The sequence below is a fragment of the Acidovorax sp. CCYZU-2555 genome (assembly GCF_018413525.1).
Lineage (GTDB): Bacteria > Pseudomonadota > Gammaproteobacteria > Burkholderiales > Burkholderiaceae_C > Comamonas.
Genome location: NZ_JAHCDD010000032.1, coordinates 1 through 20,785, shown reverse-complemented (window position 1 = coordinate 20,785; position 20,785 = coordinate 1). Strand labels below are relative to the sequence as shown.

The following is a 20,785-nucleotide window of genomic DNA, read 5'->3' as shown; positions in this document are numbered from 1 at the left end:
TTCGTGGAATGCGTGGGAAATAAAGGACCAAAAAAAAAACCGCCGGGCTTTTCAGCTTCGGCGGTTTTTAGAGAGTTTGTTTCGGGTGCTTGTGCGCTCGCCTCTCATCCGCCGGGGACCGAGAACCAAAAATAGGCAAAGTAAGCGCGTGCTGCATTCATAGGCACAAAATGTAGCACAGTCCTGCCGCCCCGCACCCTCGGGCGACGTTGCCAACAGGCAACACCCAATTCAATAAACCTGCAACAGGCCATTCAAAAACGCCATACACGCAATTTAACTGCGTGAAAAATCATTTTTTTGCATTTATTCAGCGTTAATTTGCAAACAAAAAAGCACGCAAAACGTCGAAATCCATGTGCCGCGCATGCCGTTGAGCGCCATGCAAACGAAAAAAAGAGGGCCTGGGCCCTCTTTGTCTCTTTTGCCTGGCAAGCCAGGCGGCGCGCCGGATCAGGCCGTGCCGCCGACCGTGAGGCCGTCGATGCGCAGCGTGGGCTGACCCACGCCCACGGGCACGCTCTGGCCTTCCTTGCCGCAGGTGCCGACGCCGGGATCCAGGCGCATGTCGTTGCCTATCATGCTGATCTTCTTGAGCGACTCGGGGCCGCTGCCGACGATGGTTGCGCCCTTGACCGGGTACTGGATCTTGCCGTTCTCGACCCAGTAGGCTTCGCTCGCGGAGAACACGAACTTGCCGCTGGTGATGTCGACCTGACCGCCGCCGAAGTTGGTCGCGTACAGACCCTTCTTGATGCTGGCGACGATTTCCTCGGGCGCAAGATCGCCGCCCGTCATATAGGTGTTGGTCATCCGCGGCATGGGAATGTGCGCATAGCTTTCGCGCCGGCCGTTGCCCGTGGGCGCGACGCCCATCAGGCGCGCATTCATCGAGTCCTGGATATAGCCCTTGAGGATGCCGTCTTCGATCAGCACGTTGCGCTGGCTGGGGCAGCCTTCGTCGTCGACGTTGAGCGAGCCGCGGCGGTCGGCGATGGTGCCGTCGTCTAGCACGTTGACGCCCTTGGCGGCGACGCGCTGGCCTATGCGGCCGCTGAACGCGCTCGAACCCTTGCGGTTGAAATCGCCTTCGAGGCCATGGCCCACGGCTTCGTGGAACAGGATGCCGGGCCAGCCCGAGCCCAGCACCACGGTCATCTCACCGGCGGGCGCGGGGCGCGAATCGAGGTTGACCAGCGCCGCATGCACGGCTTCGTCGACATACTGGCTGATCTGTTCATCGCTGAAATAGGCCAGGCCGAAGCGGCCACCGCCGCCGGCCGAACCGACTTCGCGCCGGCCCTTGTGCTCGGCGATCACCGTGACCGACAGCCGCACCAGCGGGCGCACGTCGGCGGCCAGCGTGCCGTCGGCACGCGCCACCAGCACCACATCGTATTCACTGGCCAGGCCGGCCATGACCTGCTTGACGCGCGGGTCCTTGGCGCGGCCGAGTTTTTCGACGCGGCCCAGCAGCTCGACCTTGGCCGTGCTGTCGAGCGAGGCAATCGGGTCGATCGCGGGATAGAGCGAGCGGCTGCCCGCGATCTTCGGGCGCACGACTTTCGCGCGCTGGCTCTTGGCGGCATTCGAAATGCTGCGCACGGTGCGCGCTGCGTCCAGCAGCGAGGCTTCGGAAATGTCGTCGGAATAGGCGAAGGCGGTCTTCTCGCCGCTGACCGCGCGCACGCCCACGCCCTGGTCGATGCTGAAGGAACCGGTCTTGACGATGCCTTCCTCCAGGCTCCAGCCTTCGGCGCGGGTGTATTGGAAGTACAGGTCGGCGTCATCGACCTGGTGCGAGCGGATCTCGGCCAGGGCGCGTGCGAGGTGGGATTCATCCAGGCCGAAAGGCTCGAGCAGCAAGCTGCGGGCCGTGGCCAGGCGTTCGATGGTGGGTTCGCGGGAGATCATGGGTACATTGTAGGCACCACCCCATGCCCTCTCCCTGCACTGGCGGAAATTCGCCCGACTTCAGCCCAGGCGCGCATTGGCCAGCGCGCCCCGGCCCAGCGTCGCGTCCTGCGGCAACTGGCGCTGCGAGCGCGCGACCGACATCAGCACGCCCAGCGCCAGCCCCAGCGTGACCATGGCCGTGCCGCCATAGCTGACGAACGGCAAGGGCACGCCCACCACGGGCAGGATGCCGCTGACCATGCCCATGTTGACGAACGCATAGGTGAAGAAAATCATCGCCACCGCCGACGCCATCAGCCGCGCGAACAGCTGCTGGGCGCGCGTGGCGATCACCAGGCCGCGCCACACCAGCAGCAAGAAGGCGGTGATCAGCAGCAGATTGCCGACCAGGCCGAACTCTTCGGAGAACGCCGCGAAAATGAAATCGGTGGTGCGTTCGGGAATGAACTCGAGATGGGTCTGCGTGCCGGCCATGAAGCCCTTGCCCCAGACGCCGCCCGAGCCGATGGCAATCATGCCCTGGAGAATGTGAAAGCCCTTGCCCAGCGGATCGCGCGTGGGGTCCAGCAGCGTGCAGATGCGCGTCTGCTGGTATTCATGCAGCACCGGCCAGCGCACGCCTTCGGCGCACAGCTGGGGCTCGAACCAGACGATCAGCACGATGCCTATCGCCCCGAGCACCACCGGCGGCAGCACCAGCTTCCACGGCAGGCCCGCAAAGAAGATCACCGACAGGCCCGCAGCCATGACCAACAGCGAAGTGCCCAGGTCGGGCTGTTTCATGATGAGACCCACGGGCACCATCAACAGCACCAGCGCCAGCACGAAGTCGGTGCGCCGTATCTGCCCTTCGCGCCGCTGGAACCACCAGGCCAGCATCAGCGGCGTCGCGATCTTGAGCAGCTCGCTGGGCTGTATCACCACGCCCACGTTGACCCAGCGCTGCGCGCCTTTCTTGGTGATGCCGAACACCGCGACCGCGATCAGCAGCGCCACGCCCAGCAGATATAGCGGCACGGCGACTTTCATGATGTGCTGCGGCGGCACCTGGGCGACGACGAACAGCAGCGCCGCGGCAATCAGCATGTTGCGACCATGGTCGATGAAGCGCGAGCCGTGGTCATAGCCCGAGGAATACATGGCGGTCAGCCCGATGCTCACCAACAGCAGCACCAGCAGCACGAGGGGGCCGTCAAAACCGCGAAACAGCGGCATGATGCGTTGAAGAAGCGAAGGCTTGTCGAATTCTGCTGCGGACATATGGCCGCGATTATCCGTTGCCCGGCAAATCCAGCGTTTGCCGCGGGCCAGCAGGCGACACAATGGCGTGTGTCGCACTGCTGCTGATCCCCTGATCCCATGACCACGACCCATCTGCTCTATCTGCACGGTTTTCGCTCTTCGCCCCAATCGCTCAAGGCGCAGCAGATGGCCGCGCATGTCGCGGCCCACCACCCGGGCGTGCACTGGTGGTGCCCGCAGCTGCCGCCGTCGCCACGCGCAGCCGCGCAGCTGCTGCTGGAAGGCACGGCCGACTGGCCGCGCGCGGCTACGGCCGTGATGGGCTCGTCGCTGGGCGGCTTCTACGCGAGCTGGTTCGCGCAGCAGCGTGGCTGCGCCAGCGTATTGCTCAACCCCGCGGTGTTTCCGGCGCGCGACCTCGAAAAGCATATCGGCGCGCAGACTGCCTGGCACGATGCCGACGTGCAGTTCTTCTTCCGGCCCGAGTACATCGCCGAGCTGCAGGCGCTCGACACGCGCGCCCTGCCCGCGGCCGGGCCCGAGCTGGCGTTCATCGCCAAGGGCGACGAAGTGCTCGACTGGCGCGAAATGGTCGCGCGCTACCCGCAGGCGCAGATCGCGCTGCAGGAGGGCGGCGAGCATGCGCTCAGCGACTTCGCCACCCATATTCCCCGCATCAGCCGCTTTCTGGCGCTGGCCTGAGGCCCAGGCGGCCCGCAACAGCGCAAGGAAAAGCCCTGCAACCACCCCGGACCTCATGGGACAATTGCAACCATGCACGCATTGTTTGAAGAAGCCGGCAAATTCCTCGCCGGTCGCATCCTGTCCGAAACCGACACTTCCGCCCAGATCGAGCTCGATACTGGCAAGCGGGTCAAGGTCAAGGCCGCCCATATCCTGATCAAGTTCGACAAGCCGTCGCCGGCCGAACTGATGGCCCAGGCGCAAGCCCAGGCCGACGGCATGGAGCTGGACCTGGCCTGGGAATTCGCTCCCGAAGACGAATTCGGCTTCGCCGACCTCGCACGCGACTATTTCTCGGAAAACGCCACGCTGGCCCAGCAGGCGGGCACGCTGCTCGCGCTGTTCGACGCGCCGCATTACTTCCGCCGCGCGGGCAAGGGGCGTTTTCGCAAGGCTTCGGCCGAAATCCTGCAGCAGGCACTGGCCGCCATCGAGAAGAAAAAGCAGGTGCTGGCGCAGATCGACGAATGGGCGGCGCAGCTGGGCCAGGGCGAATGCCCGGCGCCGGTGCGCGAGCAGCTCTACAAGATCCTGTTCCGCCCCGACAAGAATGCCCCCGAATACAAGGCCGTGGTCGAAGCCAGCCGCGCCACGCACCTCGCGCCGCTCGATCTGCTGCAGCGCGCGGGCGCGATCGACTCGGCCTACGAGTTCCACTGGAAGCGGTTCCTGTTCGACAACTTCCCCAAGGGCACGGGCTTTCCCGCGCTGGCCGCACCCCAGCCGCCGCAGGAGCTGCCGCTGGCCAATGTGCAGGCCTACTCGATCGACGATTCGCAAACGACAGAAATCGACGATGCGCTGTCGGTGCAGGGCCTGGGCACGGGAGTCGTGACGCTGGGCGTGCACATCGCCGCGCCGGGCCTGGCCATCGTGCCCGGCACGCCGCTCGACCAGCTGGGCCGCAACCGTCTGTCGACGGTCTACATGCCCGGCTACAAGATCACCATGCTGCCCGACGAAGTGGTGCAGGTCTACACGCTCGACGAAGGCCGGGCCAACCCCGCGGTCTCGCTGTACGTACAGATCAATGAAGAGACGCTCGAGTTCATCAGCAACGAAACGCGCCTGGAGCGCGTGCCGGTGCAGACCAATTTCCGCCACGACCAGCTCGATCACATCGTGACCGAGGAATGGCTCAACGACCCGTCGATCGAAATCGAAGGCACGCCCGCCGCGCTGCAGGAAAAGCGCAGCGAGTTCACGTTCCTGCACCGCCTGGCCAAGCACCTCAAGGCGCAGCGTGAAGTCGTGCGCGGCAAGCCCGAGAACTTCAATCGCCCCGACTACAACTTCCGCCTCACGGGCAATGCCGGCGGCGAGCCCGTGGGCAACGAAACCGTGCAGATCACCACGCGCAAGCGCGGCGCGCCGCTCGACCTGATCGTCGCCGAAGCCGCGATCGTCGCCAACAGCACCTGGGGCAATCTGCTGGCCGAGCACGGCGTACCCGGCATCTACCGCAGCCAGGCCAGCCTGGCGCCCGGCGTCAAGGTGCGCATGGGCACCAAGGCCTTGCCGCACGCCGGCATCGGCGTCAAGAGCTACGCCTGGGCGACTTCGCCGCTGCGCCGCTATGTCGATCTGGTCAACCAGTGGCAGATCATCGCCTGCGTGCGCAACGGCAAGACCGCGGCCCTGGTCGCACCGTTCAAGCCCAAGGACGCCGATCTGTTCGCGATCATCAGCAGCTTCGACACCGCCTACAGCGCCTACAACGGCTACCAGGCCGGCATGGAACGCTTCTGGACGCTCAAGTACCTCGAGCAGAACGGCATCACCGAAATCGAGGCCAGCGTCATCAAGGAAGGCCCGGGGGGCAGCTTCCTGGTGCGTGCCGACGACCTGCCGCTGGTGCTTCCGGTGCTCGGCGCCCAGGGCCTGCCGCGCGGCGCGCGCCTCAAGGTGCGCCTGGGCGAGATCGACGAGATCACGCTCGACGTCAACGGCACGCTGATCGAGCGCCTCGACAGCCCCGAGGCCCAGGCCACGGGTGCGGGCGAAGAGGCCGCCGAAGACGAAGGTGAAGACGACGCAGTCGCCGGGCCCATCGCCATCGCGGTCGACATGAACGAAACCGACAGCGTGACGCCTCCCGCACCGTGAAAGTTCGCGCCGCGCTCCGCTCCTTGACCACCCTGCAGCTCGCGCTCGGTATCTCGCTGGCGCTGCACGCGGCCGTGCTTTCGGTTCGCTTCGTTCATCCCCAGGCCTTCGAGCGCGTGTTCCAGGACACCCCGCTCGAAGTCATTCTGGTGAACGCCAAATCCCAGGAACGCCCCGAGAAGGCCCAGGCCATTGCCCAGGCTTCGTTGGCCGGCGGCGGCGAAGCCGCCCAGGGCCGGGCGACCAGCCCGCTGCCCTACTCGGCGCTCACGGCCGTGGGCGAAGATTTCGAGGAAGCGCAGCGCAAGCTCGACGCGATGCAGGAGCAGCAGGCCATTTTGCTGACCCAGCTGCGCCAGCGCGTGGCCACCATGGCCCCGCTCGATCCGCGCGAGACCGCTCCCAACCCGCAGCAGCTCAGCGAGCAGCAAAAGCGCCAGCAGCTCGTCAAGCTGCTCGCCGAAATCGAAAAGCGCATCAACGAAGAGAATGCGCGGCCCAAGAAACGCTACATCAGCCCGGCGACGCGCGAAGAGGTGTATGCGGTCTATTACGACGCGCTGCGCCGCAAGGTCGAAGACAAGGGCACGGAGAACTTTCCCGAGCAGTCCGGCAAGAAGCTCTACGGCGAGCTGACCATGATCGTCACCGTCAACCACGACGGCCAGGTGCTGGACACCGAGATCGTGCAAAGTTCGGGCAATCCGCTGCTCGACAGCCGCGCCGCGGCGATTGCGCGCGCCGCCGGACCGTTCGGCCAGTTCGGCTCCGCCATGCGCGCCAAGGCCGACCAGATCGCCGTGGTGTCGCGCTTCAAGTTCACGCGCGAGCAGACGCTGGAGACCAGCGTGCGCTGACGGCCTGCCGTTCGCCACAAGCCTCCCGAAGGGCGCTGTCACGTCCCGCGTCGATGTCCACCCCTGTTTTTTCACACTGCCATGCCATCCACCGTCGATCTCTACTGCGTCATGGGCAATCCCGTCGAGCACAGCCGCTCGCCCTGGATCCATGCACGCTTTGCCGAACTGACCGCGCAATCCCTGCACTACACGCGTGAGCTGGTCGCGCTCGACGGCTTTGCCGCGGCCGTGCAGGCCTTTGCCGCGGCCGGCGGGCGCGGCTGCAATGTCACCGTGCCGTTCAAGCTGCAGGCCGCGGAGCTGGCCGACAGCCGCAGCGAGCGCGTGCAGCTCGCGGGCGCGGCCAATACGCTGGTGCTCGAAGGCGGCCGCATCCATGCCGACAACACCGACGGACTGGGCCTGGTCGCCGATATCCGCGACAATGCGGGCCAGCCGATCGCGGGCAGCGATGTGCTGCTGATCGGCGCGGGCGGCGCTTCGGCCGGCGCGCTCGGCCCCTTGCTCGCCGAGCAGCCGCGGCGCATCGTCATCGTCAACCGCACCGTGGAAAAGGCGCAGGCGCTGGTCGAACGCCACGCGGCGCTGGCTGCGCGCCATGGCGTGGAGCTCAGCGCCCAGGGCCTGGAGATCGCGCAGGACTTCGATCTGGTGATCAACGCCTCGGCCAGCAGCCTCGGCGGCGCCGGCGTGCCGGTATCGGCAAGCGTGCTGCGCCCGGGCTGCCTGGCCTACGACATGATGTACGGCCCGGCCGCCCAGGGCTTTCTCGACTGGGCCGCGCAGCATGGCGCGCGCGGCCGTGACGGCCTGGGCATGCTGGTCGAACAGGCGGCGCAGGCGTTCGCTCTATGGCGCGGAGTGCGCCCAGCCGGCGCGCCCGTGCTGGCCGAGCTGCGCGCCAGCCTCGGGGCATAAGCCATGCGCATGCAGCCTGTCTGGCGCTGGCTGGCCCTGCTGCTGTGTGCGGCACTGCTGCTGGAGCTGTTCTTCGTCGTGCGCATCGCGGCCATGGTCGTGCTCGACCCGGCATCGACCACGGTACAGCGCTCCGAAGCCTGGCAGGCGCTGCGCAGCGGCGACATCCAGCGCTGGCGCCATCAGTGGGTCGACTACGCACAGATCTCCGACCACCTCAAGCGCGCCGTGGTGGCGTCCGAGGACGACGGCTTTGTCGACCACAGCGGCGTCGAATGGGATGCGATCGAGAAAGCCTGGGAGCGCAACCAGCGCGCCGAGGAACGCGCCCAGGCCGCGGGCCGGGCGCCGACGAAAATCTATGGCGGCTCGACCATCACGCAGCAGCTGGCCAAGAATCTGCTGCTTTCGGGCGAGCGCCAGTTCGCGCGCAAGGGCCAGGAACTGGTGCTGGCCAAGCTGCTCGAGCTGTTCCTGACCAAGCAACGCATTCTCGAGATCTATCTGAACCATGTCGAATGGGGTCCTGGCGTTTTTGGCGCCGAGGCCGCTGCCGGCTATTATTTCGGCAAGCCCGCGTCGCGCCTGAGCGCGGCCGAGGCCGCGCGCCTGGCGGTGATGCTGCCACAGCCCAAGCGCTTTGCGCTGCAACCGAAATCCACCTACCTGGCCCAGCGCGCACGCATCATCATGCGTCGCATGGGCCATGCGGCACTGCCCTGACGGCGGAAAAGAGCATAAATGCGCATTCTTGGCATCGACCCCGGCCTGCAGACCACGGGCTTTGGCGTGGTCGACGTGGACGGCCACCGCCTGACGTATGTGGCCAGCGGCACCATACGCACCACGGCGCTGGACCGCGGCGACCTGCCCGGCCGGCTCAAGCTGCTGTTCGACGGCATCACCGAAGTCGCGCAACGCTATCAGCCAGACAGTTCGGCCGTGGAAATCGTGTTCGTCAACACCAACCCGCAATCGACGCTGCTGCTGGGCCAGGCGCGCGGCGCGGCGCTCGCGGCGCTGGTCACCAGCCTGCTGCCCGTGGCCGAATACACGGCCTTGCAGATGAAGAAAGCCGTCGCCGGCCATGGCCGCGCGGGCAAGGAACAGATCCAGGCAATGGTGCAACGACTGCTGCAGCTGCCCGGCCTGCCCGGCCCCGACGCCGCCGACGCGCTGGGCATTGCCATCACCCACGCCCATGTGGGCGCCGCCATGGCGCGCATCGCCGAAGTCGCTCCGCTGCAGCGCCGCCAGCATGCGATGTACAAGGGCGGGCGCTCCTACTGAAGGCCTGCCCAGCCGTGCTCGGCCATTCGCGCCGCGCCCACACCCCCGTTCGTGGTGAGCCTGTCGAACCATGAACGGCAGCCCAAGAAAAAAACCCGCCCCACTTTGCGCAGGACGGGTTTCTCGCACGGTTCAGCGCAAGATCAATGGCTCAGTATCAACTGCGCGATCACGCCCGTGGCAATCGCCACCAGCAGGTAGTCGCCACCGTTTTGCACCCAGTGGTAGCCGCGCGGCGGCGGCGCCAGGCGGTGGCCGCGCCAGTCGTTGACGACATAGTGGCGCGTGCGGTACTGCGGTGGAATGCGCGAGCCGCGCACCCAATTGTGCTGCGGGCCGGCGCCATGGCGACCGCCATAGGCATGCGGCGGCGGGCCGGGGCGGCGGTCGTCACGGCGGTCGTAACGATCATGGCGGTCATGGCGATCGGGTCCGGCATGGCCGTGTCCCTTTCCATGGCCGTTGCCATGGCCTTGCGAATGGCCGGGAGGGCCGCGGCGGTTGTCGGGCTGTGCCTGGGCCAGTGTGGCGCTCAGGCCCATGGTCAGGGCGACGGCTGTGGCCATGACGGAAGTGGTCCAACGGGTCATGATGATCCCCTTTCAAAAACGTGAATAGCGCGCGTGGCTCAATGCAGGATGATCTGCGCGATCAAACCGGTGGCCGCAGCGACCAGCAGGTAGTCGGAGCCGACCTGCACCCAATGCTGACCGCGTCCCGGCCGCTGCAGGCCGTGGCCGCGCCAGTCGTCGACCACATAGTGCTTGCTGCGATAGCTCGGCGGCAGCTTGCCGCCGCGGTGCAGGTTGCGATCGGGGCCGGCGCCGCGATGCGGTCCATTGGCCTGCGCGTGGTTCGGACCCTTGCCGGGCTTGGCCGCGGGATGATGCTGGACCTGCGGCGCGGGGCGCTGCATCTGCGCGCCGCCACGGCCTGGCTCGGAGTGGTGCATCTGCGGGCCGCCGCGCTGCGGCTCCTGCGAATGGGGTTGGGCCGAAGCCAGTGGCGCAAAAACCGTCAAGGCAATGCCGGCGGCGGTGGCCCAGATGCCGGCTTGGATCGATTTATTGTGTGTCATGTCACCCCTTTGTGAAGTGGTTGGTATGACTGCATGATGGCCCATCCACAGGGGCTTGTGAGGTCGGACGGCGGCGCTTTACACAAGTTTTGCGCAATGCTTGCGTTGATTCACACGGGCAGCGAATCGACACATTTGCAGGCGCTCAAACGTTCCCAGATGAAACATTTACGGCCGGATTCAGGCAATCCGGCCCAGGATCAGCACGCCAAAGAAAGCCAATGCGGCAATCACCGTCCACTTGAGAATCAGCATGGCCCAGCGCTTGTAGCCGGCCTGGCCCGTGCCCAGGTAGAACGCAAAGCACAGCAAGGCAGCGACGAACAGAAAACCGACGAGGGCGCGAAAGATCAGCATGGGACAGCCCTCACCAGGCGCGAACCGGTTCGGCAAAGCCCTTGGGGGCCAGGCGTTCGTTCTCGAAAGTCACGATCTCCCAGGCATCGGTCTGCTCTAGCAGCGCGCGCAGCAGCTGGTTGTTCATGCCGTGGCCCGATCGAAACGCGCTGTAGGCCGCAAGCAGCGGTTTGCCGATGACGAACAGGTCGCCGATCGCATCGAGGATCTTGTGCTTGGCGAACTCGTCGTCATAGCGCAGGCCATCGCTGTTGAGCACCTTGTAGTCGTCCATGACGATGGCGTTGTCGAGCCCGCCGCCCAGCGCCAGGCCGTTGGTACGCAGCATTTCGACGTCCTTGGTGAAGCCGAAAGTGCGCGCGCGCGCGATGTCGCGCACATAGTTGTCTTCGCCCAGATCGAACTCCACGCACTGACCGGTCGAATCGACCGCCGGGTGGGCGAAGTCGATTTCAAAGCGCAGCTTGAAGCCGTGATAGGGATCGAAGCGCGCCCATTTGAGGTTCTTGCCTTCGCCTTCGCGCACTTCTACGGGCCGCTTGACGCGGATGAAGCGCTTGGGTGCGTCCTGCAGCGCGATGCCCGCGCTTTGCAGCAGGAACACGAACGACGACGACGAGCCATCGAGAATCGGGACTTCCTCGGCCGTGATGTCGATGAACAGGTTGTCGAGCCCCAGGCCCGCGATGGCCGACATCAGATGCTCCACGGTGTGCACCTTGGCACCGCCCACGCCGATGGTCGAGGCCATGCGGGTGTCCGTGATGGCATAGGCCGAAATCGGGATATCGACGGGCTCGGGCAGGTCAACGCGCCGAAAAACAATGCCCGTGTCGGCTGGCGCGGGGCGCAGCGTCAACTCCACGCGCTGACCGCTGTGCAGGCCCACGCCCACAGCACGGGTGATTGTCTTGAGGGTGCGTTGCTTCAACATACCTGGATTTTAAGTGGGCCAGCCATGTCCCGGCCGTGGCCGGGACACAGACTTGGCTATGACCGCGATCAATTTCGCGATAGGCGATAAACCTTTGACACGGGTAACAGCGTATGAAACTGGCGCGCCCCAGCAAGGGGGCAGCGAGGAAGGGCCGCCCCGCACCGAGGCTGCCGTCCCCCTTCCACCGAAGGATGGAAGGGGGAAGCCGCTTAAGCGGCTCAGGGGGTTAATCCGCTTGTTTACGCAGGAAGGCCGGAATTTCCAGGTCTTCCATTCCGCCCGAGGCCAGTGCGTCGACACGCGCTGCGGCCTGGGTGCGGTTGGTGCGCCAGACGCTGGGCACGGACATGTTGCCCATGTTGCCGAAGTCGGTGCTGTGGCCCGTGCCGCCCAGACCGCCCGCGCCCTGGGCGCTGCCCATGTTGGCCGTGGGCAGCTGGTAGCTCAGGTTGTCGGTACCGGTGCGCAGACCGCCTTGCAGCACGGCCATGTTCTGGCGGCGCGCGTTCTGGCGGGCCAGGCCGGTCGCGACCACGGTCACGCGGATTTCGTCGCCCAGGCTGTCGTCATAGGCGGCGCCGAAGATCACGTGCGCATCGGGCGAAGCGTAGGCGTTGATGGTGTTCATCGCCAGGCGCGACTCGGACAGCTTGAGGCTGCCCTTCGACGCGGTGACCAGCACCAGCACGCCCTTGGCGCCCGACAGGTCGATGCCTTCGAGCAGCGGGCAGGCAATGGCCTGCTCCGCAGCGATGCGCGCGCGGTCGGGGCCGGCAGCCGTCGCCGTGCCCATCATCGCCTTGCCGGGTTCACCCATCACGGTGCGCACGTCTTCGAAGTCGACGTTGACCTGGCCGTATTCGTTGATGATTTCAGCGATACCGCCGACGGCGTTCTTCAGCACGTCATTCGCATGGGCGAAGGCTTCGTCCTGCGTGATGTCGTCGCCGAGCACGTCGAGCAGCTTCTCGTTGAGCACCACGATCAGCGAGTCGACATTGGCTTCGAGTTCGTTGAGGCCGTTGTCGGCGTTGGTCATGCGGCGCCCGCCCTCCCAGTCGAAAGGCTTGGTCACCACGCCCACCGTGAGAATGCCCATTTCCTTGGCGACGCGCGCGATCACGGGTGCGGCGCCGGTGCCGGTGCCGCCGCCCATGCCGGCGGTGATGAACAGCATGTGCGCGCCGTCGATGGCCGCGCGGATGTCTTCCACGGCGGCTTCGGCGGCTTCACGGCCCTTTTCGGGCTTGCTGCCCGCGCCCAGGCCGCTTTGGCCGAGCTGGATGGTGCGGTGCGCGGCGCTGCGGATCAATGCCTGGGCATCGGTGTTCGCGCAGACGAATTCCACGCCCTGCACATTGCGGGCAATCATGTGCTCGACGGCATTGCTGCCGCCGCCACCGACACCGATCACTTTGATCTGTGTGCCCTGGTTGAACTCTTCGGCTTCGATCATTTCGATGGTCATGTTGCTGCTCCTGAAACTCTGAAAATTGGGGTCACGGCCGTTTGAAAGGGAAATCCTGGAATCACGCGTATTCGGACATCCGTGGGCGGGCCGGTGATGCGCAGTCGATAGGCGCTCATGGCTAGAAGTTTCCCACAATGAAGTCTTTGAAACGACCAAAAGCGGTCTTCATCGACCCACTCTTTTGTGCCACCTTGAAACCGCGCAGGCGCGCCAGGCGTGCCTCGTCAAGCAAACCCATGACTGTAGCCGACCGCGGCTGGGCCACCATGTCAGCCAAAGCGCTGGAATACTTGGGAATTCCGCGGCGCACGGGCTTGAGGAAAATGTCCTCGGCGAGTTCGACCATGCCGGGCATGACCGAGCTGCCGCCCGTGATCACGATGCCAGACGACAGCACTTCCTCGTAGCCCGATTCGCGTATCACCTGCTGCACCAGCGAGAAGATCTCCTCGACGCGCGGCTCGATCACGCCGGCCAGCGCCTGCTTGCTGATCATGCGCGGGCTGCGGTCGCCCAGGCCAGGCACTTCGACCTGGCTGTCGGGATCGGCCAGCAGCTGTTTGGCGTAGCCGCTTTCGACCTTGATGTCTTCGGCGTCCTTGGTCGGGGTGCGCAGCGCCATCGCGATGTCGCTGGTGATCAGGTCGCCGGCGATCGGGATCACGGCCGTGTGGCGGATCGCGCCGCCGGTGAAGATCGCGACGTCGGTCGTGCCCGCGCCGATATCGACCACGGCCACGCCCAGTTCGCGTTCATCGTCGGTCAGCACCGCCTGGCTCGAGGCCAGCGGGTTGAGCAGCAGCTGCTCGACTTCGAGGCCGCAGCGGCGCACGCACTTGATGATGTTCTCGGCCGCGCTCTGCGCGCCCGTGACGATGTGGATCTTGGCTTCGAGGCGTATGCCGCTCATGCCGATGGGCTCCTTCACGTCCTGGCCGTCGATCACGAATTCCTGCGGCTCGACCAGCAGCAGCCGCTGGTCGGAGGAAATATTGATCGCCTTCGCGGTCTCGACCACGCGCGCCACATCGGTGGGCGTGACTTCCTTGTCTTTCACGGCAACCATGCCGCTGGAGTTGAGCCCGCGGATGTGGCTGCCGGTGATGCCGGTGCACACGCGCTGAATCTTGCAGTCGGCCATCAGCTCGGCTTCCTTGAGCGCGAGCTGAATGCTTTGCACCGTGGCGTCGATGTTGACCACCACGCCGCGCTTGAGCCCATTGCTCGGAGCCACGCCCAGGCCCGCGAGCTTGAGCTCCCCGTTGGGCAGCACTTCCGCCACCACGGCCATGACCTTGGCGGTGCCAATGTCCAGCCCGACGACCACATCTTTGTATTCTCTTGCCATATCAGAGTCCGCCCTCAGTTGGTCCCGTCTTGTCGTTCTGTTGCATATGCCTTCATCCTCAGCGCCGGGCCGCAGCCGGCTTGGGCTGGGGTTTGGGACGGGGGGGAGGCAGCTTGCCCTGTACTGTGCTCACGCCATGCAGCCGCAGCGCATAGCCGTCTTCATAACGCAAATCCACATATTCGAGTGCATCGGCCTTGCGCTGGTACTGCGCCGTGACCGTGCCCAGCGTGCGCGTGAAGCGCTGCACGCGTTGCAGCATCTGTTCCACCGTGCCCCCGCCGAGCTCTATCTGGGCGCCATGCTCCAGGCGGGCTTTCCAGCTGCCGCGGTCGTTGAGCGTCAGCTCGTCGATTTCCAGCGACAGCGGCGCCAGCGCGGGCGCGAGCATGCGGTAGACCTGCAGCACCTGCTGCGATGTGCCGGCCGGGCCTTGCAGCCGCGGAATGCCTTCGCGTTCGACTTCGCCGATGTTCGCCTCGAACACTTCGCCGAAGCTGTTGACCATTTCCGCGCCCGTGTCCGGGCCCCAGAACGCTTCGGCCACATGCTCGTGCAGCTCGACGCGCAGGCTGTTCGGGTATTCGCGCCGCACCTGGGCTTCGCGCACCCAGGGCACTTCCTCGAACGTCTCGCGCGCCGCGCCCAGGTCGATGGTGAAGAAGTTGCCCGTGAGGCTGGGCGCCACGTTGGCGCGCAGCGTCACCGCGTTGTTATGCACCAGCTCGCCTTCGACGATGATGCGGCTGATCGAAAACGCGGGATGGCGCACGACCCACCAGCTCGCCGCCGCCAGCAACAGCGCGGCGCAGCCCAGGAACAGGACCGTGGCGGTCACGTTCATGAGCTTGACGTCGAGCGGAGCGGGCAGCGTGCGCTTCATGGTCGGCCAGCGCCTCCATCCAGGGCGGCACTGGCCAGAATGCGCAGGCACAGGTCTTCGTAGCTGATGCCCGAAGCGCGTGCGGCCATGGGCACCAGCGAGTGGCTGGTCATGCCGGGCGAGGTGTTGATCTCGAGCAGGAACGGCTGGCGGTCGCTGGCGCGGATCATGATGTCGGCCCGCGCCCAGCCGCGGCAGCCCAGCGTGCGGAACGCGCGCTCGACCAGGCGCTGGATTTCCTGCTCCTCGGCCAGGGGCAGGCCGCTGGGGCAGTGGTACTGCGTGGTGTCGGTGAAATACTTGTTCTGATAGTCGTAATTGCCTTCGGGCGCGACGATGCGGATCACGGGCAGCGCCTGGGCGCGGCCGGCATCGGCGGGCTGGCCCGCGGCTTCGAGCACCGGGCAGGTGGTCTCGTCGCCGTCGATGAACTGCTCGCACAGCACTTCGGGGTCGTACTGCGACGCCAGCGCATAGGCCTGCGCGCATTCCTCGGCGCTCGTGACCTTGGTCAGGCCTATGGTCGAGCCTTCGCGCGCGGGCTTGACGATCATCGGCGCACCCAGCACGGCCAGGGCGTGGCTGGTTTCCTCGGCGCTGGCGACCAGACGCCAGTCGGGCGTGGGCAGACCTTCGAAGCGCCAGATGCGCTTGGTCATGATCTTGTCCATGGCGATGCTCGAAGCCATCACGCCGGGGCCGGTGTAGGGGATGTCGAGCAACTCGAGCGCGCCCTGCACCGTGCCGTCTTCGCCGAAGCGGCCGTGCAGCGCGATGAAGCAGCGCGCAAAGCCTTCGGTCTTGAGCGCCGACAGGTCGCGCTCGGCGGGATCGAACGCATGGGCGTCGACGCCGCGCGCGCGCAGCGCGGCGAGCACGCCGCCGCCCGACATCAGCGAGACTTCGCGCTCGGACGAGCGCCCGCCCATCAGCACCGCGACCTTGCCCAGTGCGACCACATCGATATTCATATTCGCTTTCGCGTCCAATCCGCTCATATCCCGACTTTCTCTTCGACTGCCTGGGCAATCTGGTCCATCATCAGCACGACCTTGGCCGGCACCGCGCCGATCGAGCCCGCGCCCATGCACAGCACGACATCGCCGGCACGCGCGTTGTCGACGATCACCTGGGGCAGATCGGTGACGTTTTCCACGAACACCGGCTCGACGCGCCCGGCCACGCGCAGCGCGCGCGCCAGCGAACGGCCGTCGGCGGCGACGATGGGCGCTTCACCCGCGGCATACACCTCGGTCAGCAGCACCAGGTCGGCACCGCCTATGACCTTGACGAAATCTTCGAAGCAGTCGCGCGTGCGGCTGTAGCGGTGGGGCTGGAAGGCCAGCACCAGCCGCTGGCCGGGAAACGCGCCGCGCGCCGCGGCCAGCGTCGCCGCCATTTCGACCGGGTGGTGGCCGTAGTCGTCGATCACGCTGAACTGGCCGCCGTCGCGGCTGGGCAGCTCGCCATAGCGCTGGAAGCGCCGGCCCACGCCCTTGAAATTGAGCAGCGCGCGCAGCAGCGCGTCGTCGCCGATCTCGAGCTCCATCGCCACGGCCACGGCCGCGAGCGCGTTGAGCACGTTGTGTTCGCCCGGCAGGCTCAGCACCACGTCCAGATCGGGGTAGCCGCCATTGCCCGGCTGGCCTTCGCGGCGCACGGTGAAATGCATTTCACCGCCGCGCGCCTGCACGTTGATCGCGCGCACCTGCGCGTCTTCGCTGAAACCATAGGTGGTCATCGGACGCGCGACGCTGGTCAGGATGTCGCGCACTGCCGGGCTGTCGATGCACAGGATGGCGCGGCCGTAGAACGGCATGCGGTGCAGGAACTCGACGAACGCGCCCTTGAGCCGGCCGAAGTCATGGCCGTAGGTTTCCATGTGGTCGGCGTCGATGTTCGTGACCACGGCCATGCAGGGCAGCAGGTTCAGGAACGAGGCATCCGACTCGTCGGCTTCGACGACGATGTAGTCGCCCTGGCCCAGCTGCGCATTCGCGCCCGCGCTGTTGAGCTTGCCGCCGATGACGAAGGTCGGGTCCAGCCCGGCTTCGGCCAGCACGCAAGTCACCAGACTGGTGGTGGTGGTCTTGCCGTGGGCGCCGGCAATCGCTATGCCCTGCTTGAAACGCATCAGCTCGGCGAGCATCAGCGCGCGCGGCACGACGGGAATCTTCTTCGCGCGCGCGGCCAGCACTTCGGGGTTGTCGGCCTGGACCGCGGTCGAGGTGACGACGACGTCCGCGCCTTCGATGTGCTTGGCCTCATGGCCGACACAGGTGGTGATGCCCAGGCCCTTGAGGCGCTGCAGGCTGGGGCTGTCGACCAGGTCGGAGCCCGAAATACGGTAGCCGAGGTTCTTCAGCACTTCGGCGATACCGCTCATGCCCGAGCCGCCGAGACCAACGAAATGGATGTGGTGGATGGCGTGTTTCATTTCGCCAACTCCTCGCACGCGCGCACCACCGCGGTGGTCGCCTCAATCTTTTGCATGTTCTTCGCTTGTTCTGCGCGCTCCAAAAGCGTGGAGCGCTGCATATTTTGTAGCATATTGGACAACATTTCCGCGCCCAGTTCTCCCTGGGGCAGCAACCATCCACCGCCGGCGTCAACTATGAAGCGCGCATTGGTGGTCTGGTGGTCGTCCACGGCCGATGGAAATGGCACATAGACCGCGGCCGCGCCCACGGCGGCGATCTCGGTCACGGTGCTCGCACCCGCGCGGCAGACGATCACATCGGCGTCGGCGAAGGCCTGGGCGGTGTCGTCGATGAACGGTGTAAGCGTGGCTTCCACGCCCGCGGCCGCGTAGTTCGCGCGCAACGCATCGATCTGCTTGGCGCCGCTCTGGTGCAGCACCTGCGGACGCAAAGCGGCGGGAATCAGCGCCAGCGCCTGGGGCACGACATCGTTGAGCGCACGCGCTCCCAGGCTGCCGCCCACGACCAACAGGCGCAGCGGACCGCTGCGGCCCGCGAAGCGCGCGGCCGGCAGCGGCTGGGCCGTGAACGCCGGGCGCAGCGGGTTGCCTACCCACTGGCCTTTGGCGAAGACCTTGGGAAACGCGGTGAACACACGGTCGGCGACACCGGCCAGCACGCGATTGGCCATGCCGGCCACCGAATTCTGTTCATGCAGCACCAGCGGCTTGCCGGCCAGCACGGCCATCATGCCGCCGGGGAAGCTGATGTAGCCGCCCAGGCCCACGACCACGTCGGGCTTGACGCGGCGCACCACGGCCAGCGCCTGCCAGAAGGCCTTGAGCAGGCGCAACGGCAGCAGCGCGAGCGTGACCAGGCCCTTGCCGCGCACGCCGGAAAAATCGATGGTCTCGAGCGTGAAGCCCTGGGCCGGTACGAGGCGCGACTCCATGCTGCCCGGCGCGCCCAGCCAATGCACCTGCCAGCCGCGCTCGCGCAGCGCCTGGGCCACGGCCAGGCCCGGGAAAATGTGGCCGCCGGTACCGCCGGCCATGATCAATGCGGTCTTGCTCATGGATGTCCTCCGCGCATGAGTTCCTTGTTTTCGTAATCCACGCGCAACACCACGGCCAACGCCACTAAATTCATCAAGATCGCCGACCCGCCGAAACTCATGAACGGCAGCGTCAGCCCCTTGGTCGGCAGCGCCCCCAGATTCACACCCATGTTGATGAAGGCCTGAAAGCCCACCCAAATGGCCACGCCCTGCGCGACCAGCCCGGAAAACACCCGGTCCAGCGCCACGGCGCGGCGGCCGATGTGCATGATGCGGCGCGTGATCCAGAGGAACATGATGATCAGCGTCAGCACGCCGACCAGGCCGAATTCCTCGCCGATCACGGCGAGCAGAAAGTCGGTATGCGCTTCAGGCAGCCAGTGCAGCTTCTCGACGCTGCGGCCCAGGCCCACGCCGAAGATCTCGCCGCGGCCGATCGCGATCAGCGCGTGCGACAGCTGGTAGCCCTTGCCCAGCGCGTGTTTCTCGTCCCAGGGGTTGAGATAGGCGAAGATGCGCTCGCGCCGCCATTCGGAGAAACCGATCATGATGACGAAGGCCAGCACCACCAGGAACGCGATCAGGAAGAACATGCGCGCGTTCACGCCGCCCAGGAACAGGATGCCCATGGCGATCACCACGATCACCATGAACGCGCCCATGTCGGGCTCGGCCAGCAGCAGCACGCCGACCACCACCACGGCCGCGCCCATGGGCAGCACCGCGCGGAAGAAGCGCTCCTTCACGGCCATCTTGCGCACCATGTAATCGGCCGCGTAGATCAGCACCGCGAACTTCGCCAGTTCGGACGGCTGGAAATTCATGATGCCCAGCGACAGCCAGCGGCGTGCGCCGTTGACCACGGTGCCCACATGCGGAATCAGCACCGCGACCAGCAAGATGAGCGAGACCAGGAACAGCTTGCGCGCCATGCGCTCCCAGGTGACCATCGACACCTGGAACGCCAGCAGCGCGCCTACGAATGCCATGCCTATCGACATGCTGTGGCGCAGCAGGAAATGGGTGGGCGCGATCTTGCCGAAGCGCGGGTTGTCGGGCATCGCGATCGACGCCGAATAGACCATCACGATGCTCCAGGCCAGCAGGCCTATCACCATCCAGATCAGCGCCTGGTCCAGACCCAGCACGCTCGCGGGCGTGACCGTGGGGCGGCGATACTGCGGCCCGCCCACGCGCACCGGCAGCACATCGACGGCCTTCTCCGAGATACCGCCAAACCAGGCGGCCATGCGCTGCGAGATGGAAGCGGTGCTCACACCCAGCCCTCCAGGTCATTGCCGGCGTCATGCGCCAGGCCTTCCACCGCCTGCACGAACTGGCGCGCGCGGTCTTCATAGTCCTTGAACATGTCGAAGCTCGCGCACGCGGGCGACATCAGCACGGCTTCGCCGGGCCGCGCCTGTGCATGGGCCAGCGCGACGGCCTGCGGCATCGATTCGGCGTCCAGCAGCGGCACGCCCGTGGCTTGCAGCGCGGCGCGGATCAGCGGCGCATCGCGGCCGATCAGCACCACGGCGCGCGCGTAGCGCGCCACGGGAGACGCCAGCGGCGAGAAGTCCTGGCCCTTGCCTTCGCCGCCCATGATCACCACCAGCCGGCGATCGGCGCCCAGGCCGGTGAGCGCGGCCACGGTCGCGCCCACGTTCGTGCCTTTGCTGTCGTCGAAGAATTCCACTTCGCCGACCACGCCCACGGGCTCGACGCGGTGCGGCTCGCCGCGGTATTCACGCAGGCCATAAAGCATGGGGCCCAGCGCGCAGCCCGCGGCCGAGGCCAGGGCCAGCGCCGACAGCGCATTGATTGCGTTGTGCCGGCCGCGGATGCGCAGCGCATCGGCGGGCATCAGCCGCTGGAAATGCAGATCGTCCTGTGCCGCCTTGGCGCGCTTGCCGGTTTCATCGGCTTCGAGCGCGCGCACCAGCCAGGCCATGCCGGCGACGACTTCGATGCCGAAGTCGCCCGGACGGCGCGGCATGTCGCCGCCAAAGGTGAGGTGCACGCGTTCCTGCGGGCGCTGCAGCTTGACGCGCGTGGGCGCGGGCAGCATCTGCATCACGACCGGGTCTTCGCGGTTGAGAATCATCAGGCCGTCACCGAAGATCCGCGCCTTGGCGGCCGCATAGGCTTCGACGCTGC

The 20,785-nt window shown here is 66.2% G+C and carries 20 protein-coding genes; 6 read left to right on the top strand and 14 right to left on the bottom strand.

The features are described 5' to 3' along the window. Positions 1–453 precede the first annotated feature (453 nt). Entirely contained in the window at positions 454–1,914 is a 1,461-nt protein-coding gene (gene tldD / locus KHY18_RS12865; protein WP_213300277.1) for a metalloprotease TldD, read from the bottom strand. Between the two features lie 60 nt (positions 1,915–1,974). Next, the gene (gene rodA / locus KHY18_RS12860; RefSeq protein ID WP_213300275.1) at positions 1,975–3,177 is read right to left on the bottom strand and encodes a rod shape-determining protein RodA; all 1,203 of its coding nucleotides are present in this window, start codon (positions 3,175–3,177) and stop codon (positions 1,975–1,977) included. A gap of 99 nt (positions 3,178–3,276) precedes the next feature. On the opposite strand from rodA, the gene KHY18_RS12855 reads away from it, so the two are divergent. From KHY18_RS12855 to ruvC, 6 genes are all read left to right on the top strand, one after another. Beyond that, on the top strand, positions 3,277–3,861 hold the full coding sequence (locus tag KHY18_RS12855) for a YqiA/YcfP family alpha/beta fold hydrolase (RefSeq protein ID WP_213300273.1): 585 nt from the start codon (positions 3,277–3,279) through the stop codon (positions 3,859–3,861). Between the two features lie 72 nt (positions 3,862–3,933). Next, positions 3,934–6,009: an RNB domain-containing ribonuclease gene (locus KHY18_RS12850; RefSeq protein WP_213300271.1), complete on the top strand. Its 2,076-nt coding sequence runs from the start codon at positions 3,934–3,936 to the stop codon at positions 6,007–6,009. Beyond that, a complete protein-coding gene (locus KHY18_RS12845) occupies positions 6,006–6,866 on the top strand; it encodes an energy transducer TonB (protein WP_213300269.1) in 861 nt (286 codons plus the stop codon). The genes KHY18_RS12850 and KHY18_RS12845 overlap by 4 nt, the downstream gene beginning before the upstream one ends. A gap of 81 nt (positions 6,867–6,947) precedes the next feature. Beyond that, positions 6,948–7,787 carry a shikimate dehydrogenase gene (gene aroE / locus KHY18_RS12840; protein ID WP_213300266.1) on the top strand — a complete coding sequence of 280 codons (840 nt, stop codon included), beginning with the start codon at positions 6,948–6,950 and terminating at the stop codon, positions 7,785–7,787. A gap of 9 nt (positions 7,788–7,796) precedes the next feature. Then, the gene (gene mtgA, locus KHY18_RS12835) at positions 7,797–8,510 is read left to right on the top strand and encodes a monofunctional biosynthetic peptidoglycan transglycosylase (RefSeq protein ID WP_213300365.1); all 714 of its coding nucleotides are present in this window, start codon (positions 7,797–7,799) and stop codon (positions 8,508–8,510) included. Positions 8,511–8,528: 18 nt separating this feature from the next. Beyond that, positions 8,529–9,077 carry a crossover junction endodeoxyribonuclease RuvC gene (gene ruvC, locus KHY18_RS12830; protein WP_213300264.1) on the top strand — a complete coding sequence of 183 codons (549 nt, stop codon included), beginning with the start codon at positions 8,529–8,531 and terminating at the stop codon, positions 9,075–9,077. Between the two features lie 143 nt (positions 9,078–9,220). Here ruvC and KHY18_RS12825 read toward each other — a convergent pair whose 3' ends face one another. From KHY18_RS12825 to KHY18_RS12770, 12 genes are all read right to left on the bottom strand, one after another. After that, positions 9,221–9,667, bottom strand: coding sequence for an RcnB family protein (locus KHY18_RS12825; RefSeq protein ID WP_213300263.1), 447 nt, complete (start codon positions 9,665–9,667; stop codon positions 9,221–9,223). 38 nt (positions 9,668–9,705) lie between these two features. Beyond that, positions 9,706–10,155: an RcnB family protein gene (locus KHY18_RS12820; protein ID WP_249729101.1), complete on the bottom strand. Its 450-nt coding sequence runs from the start codon at positions 10,153–10,155 to the stop codon at positions 9,706–9,708. Between the two features lie 180 nt (positions 10,156–10,335). After that, positions 10,336–10,512: a hypothetical protein gene (locus tag KHY18_RS12815; RefSeq protein ID WP_213300261.1), complete on the bottom strand. Its 177-nt coding sequence runs from the start codon at positions 10,510–10,512 to the stop codon at positions 10,336–10,338. 10 nt (positions 10,513–10,522) lie between these two features. Next, positions 10,523–11,446: a UDP-3-O-acyl-N-acetylglucosamine deacetylase gene (lpxC, locus tag KHY18_RS12810; protein WP_213300259.1), complete on the bottom strand. Its 924-nt coding sequence runs from the start codon at positions 11,444–11,446 to the stop codon at positions 10,523–10,525. Positions 11,447–11,675: 229 nt separating this feature from the next. Next, entirely contained in the window at positions 11,676–12,917 is a 1,242-nt protein-coding gene (gene ftsZ / locus KHY18_RS12805) for a cell division protein FtsZ (protein ID WP_213300257.1), read from the bottom strand. A gap of 121 nt (positions 12,918–13,038) precedes the next feature. Next, complete coding sequence (ftsA, locus tag KHY18_RS12800; RefSeq protein WP_159913287.1) at positions 13,039–14,268, bottom strand: cell division protein FtsA; 1,230 nt, start codon at positions 14,266–14,268, stop codon at positions 13,039–13,041. Between the two features lie 58 nt (positions 14,269–14,326). Beyond that, positions 14,327–15,151: a cell division protein FtsQ/DivIB gene (locus tag KHY18_RS12795; RefSeq protein WP_213300255.1), complete on the bottom strand. Its 825-nt coding sequence runs from the start codon at positions 15,149–15,151 to the stop codon at positions 14,327–14,329. Beyond that, complete coding sequence (locus tag KHY18_RS12790) at positions 15,148–16,122, bottom strand: D-alanine--D-alanine ligase (protein ID WP_502768825.1); 975 nt, start codon at positions 16,120–16,122, stop codon at positions 15,148–15,150. The genes KHY18_RS12795 and KHY18_RS12790 overlap by 4 nt, the downstream gene beginning before the upstream one ends. A gap of 23 nt (positions 16,123–16,145) precedes the next feature. Then, positions 16,146–17,588 carry a UDP-N-acetylmuramate--L-alanine ligase gene (gene murC / locus KHY18_RS12785; protein ID WP_213300250.1) on the bottom strand — a complete coding sequence of 481 codons (1,443 nt, stop codon included), beginning with the start codon at positions 17,586–17,588 and terminating at the stop codon, positions 16,146–16,148. Next, positions 17,585–18,646, bottom strand: a complete 1,062-nt coding sequence (gene murG, locus KHY18_RS12780) for an undecaprenyldiphospho-muramoylpentapeptide beta-N-acetylglucosaminyltransferase (RefSeq protein ID WP_213300248.1) — start codon at positions 18,644–18,646, stop codon at positions 17,585–17,587. Before murG ends, murC begins: the two co-directional genes overlap by 4 nt. Beyond that, positions 18,643–19,878, bottom strand: coding sequence for a putative lipid II flippase FtsW (gene ftsW / locus KHY18_RS12775; RefSeq protein WP_213300361.1), 1,236 nt, complete (start codon positions 19,876–19,878; stop codon positions 18,643–18,645). The genes murG and ftsW overlap by 4 nt, the downstream gene beginning before the upstream one ends. 23 nt (positions 19,879–19,901) lie before the next feature. Then, a partial coding sequence (locus KHY18_RS12770; protein ID WP_283771325.1) for a glutamate ligase domain-containing protein occupies positions 19,902–20,785 on the bottom strand: 884 nt, incomplete at its 5' end.

Coding starts and splice junctions, on each gene's coding strand:
- ftsA (WP_159913287.1), bottom strand. CDS start 14,268: ATGGCAAGAGAATACAAAGATGTGGTCGTCGGGCTGGACATTGGCACC.
- KHY18_RS12850 (WP_213300271.1), top strand. CDS start 3,934: ATGCACGCATTGTTTGAAGAAGCCGGCAAATTCCTCGCCGGTCGCATC.
- murC (WP_213300250.1), bottom strand. CDS start 17,588: ATGAAACACGCCATCCACCACATCCATTTCGTTGGTCTCGGCGGCTCG.
- murG (WP_213300248.1), bottom strand. CDS start 18,646: ATGAGCAAGACCGCATTGATCATGGCCGGCGGTACCGGCGGCCACATT.
- KHY18_RS12815 (WP_213300261.1), bottom strand. CDS start 10,512: ATGCTGATCTTTCGCGCCCTCGTCGGTTTTCTGTTCGTCGCTGCCTTG.
- aroE (WP_213300266.1), top strand. CDS start 6,948: ATGCCATCCACCGTCGATCTCTACTGCGTCATGGGCAATCCCGTCGAG.
- mtgA (WP_213300365.1), top strand. CDS start 7,797: ATGCAGCCTGTCTGGCGCTGGCTGGCCCTGCTGCTGTGTGCGGCACTG.
- KHY18_RS12790 (WP_502768825.1), bottom strand. CDS start 16,122: ATGAATATCGATGTGGTCGCACTGGGCAAGGTCGCGGTGCTGATGGGC.
- rodA (WP_213300275.1), bottom strand. CDS start 3,177: ATGTCCGCAGCAGAATTCGACAAGCCTTCGCTTCTTCAACGCATCATG.
- tldD (WP_213300277.1), bottom strand. CDS start 1,914: ATGATCTCCCGCGAACCCACCATCGAACGCCTGGCCACGGCCCGCAGC.
- KHY18_RS12795 (WP_213300255.1), bottom strand. CDS start 15,151: ATGAAGCGCACGCTGCCCGCTCCGCTCGACGTCAAGCTCATGAACGTG.
- lpxC (WP_213300259.1), bottom strand. CDS start 11,446: ATGTTGAAGCAACGCACCCTCAAGACAATCACCCGTGCTGTGGGCGTG.
- KHY18_RS12820 (WP_249729101.1), bottom strand. CDS start 10,155: ATGACACACAATAAATCGATCCAAGCCGGCATCTGGGCCACCGCCGCC.
- ftsW (WP_213300361.1), bottom strand. CDS start 19,878: ATGGCCGCCTGGTTTGGCGGTATCTCGGAGAAGGCCGTCGATGTGCTG.
- KHY18_RS12825 (WP_213300263.1), bottom strand. CDS start 9,667: ATGACCCGTTGGACCACTTCCGTCATGGCCACAGCCGTCGCCCTGACC.
- ftsZ (WP_213300257.1), bottom strand. CDS start 12,917: ATGACCATCGAAATGATCGAAGCCGAAGAGTTCAACCAGGGCACACAG.
- ruvC (WP_213300264.1), top strand. CDS start 8,529: ATGCGCATTCTTGGCATCGACCCCGGCCTGCAGACCACGGGCTTTGGC.
- KHY18_RS12855 (WP_213300273.1), top strand. CDS start 3,277: ATGACCACGACCCATCTGCTCTATCTGCACGGTTTTCGCTCTTCGCCC.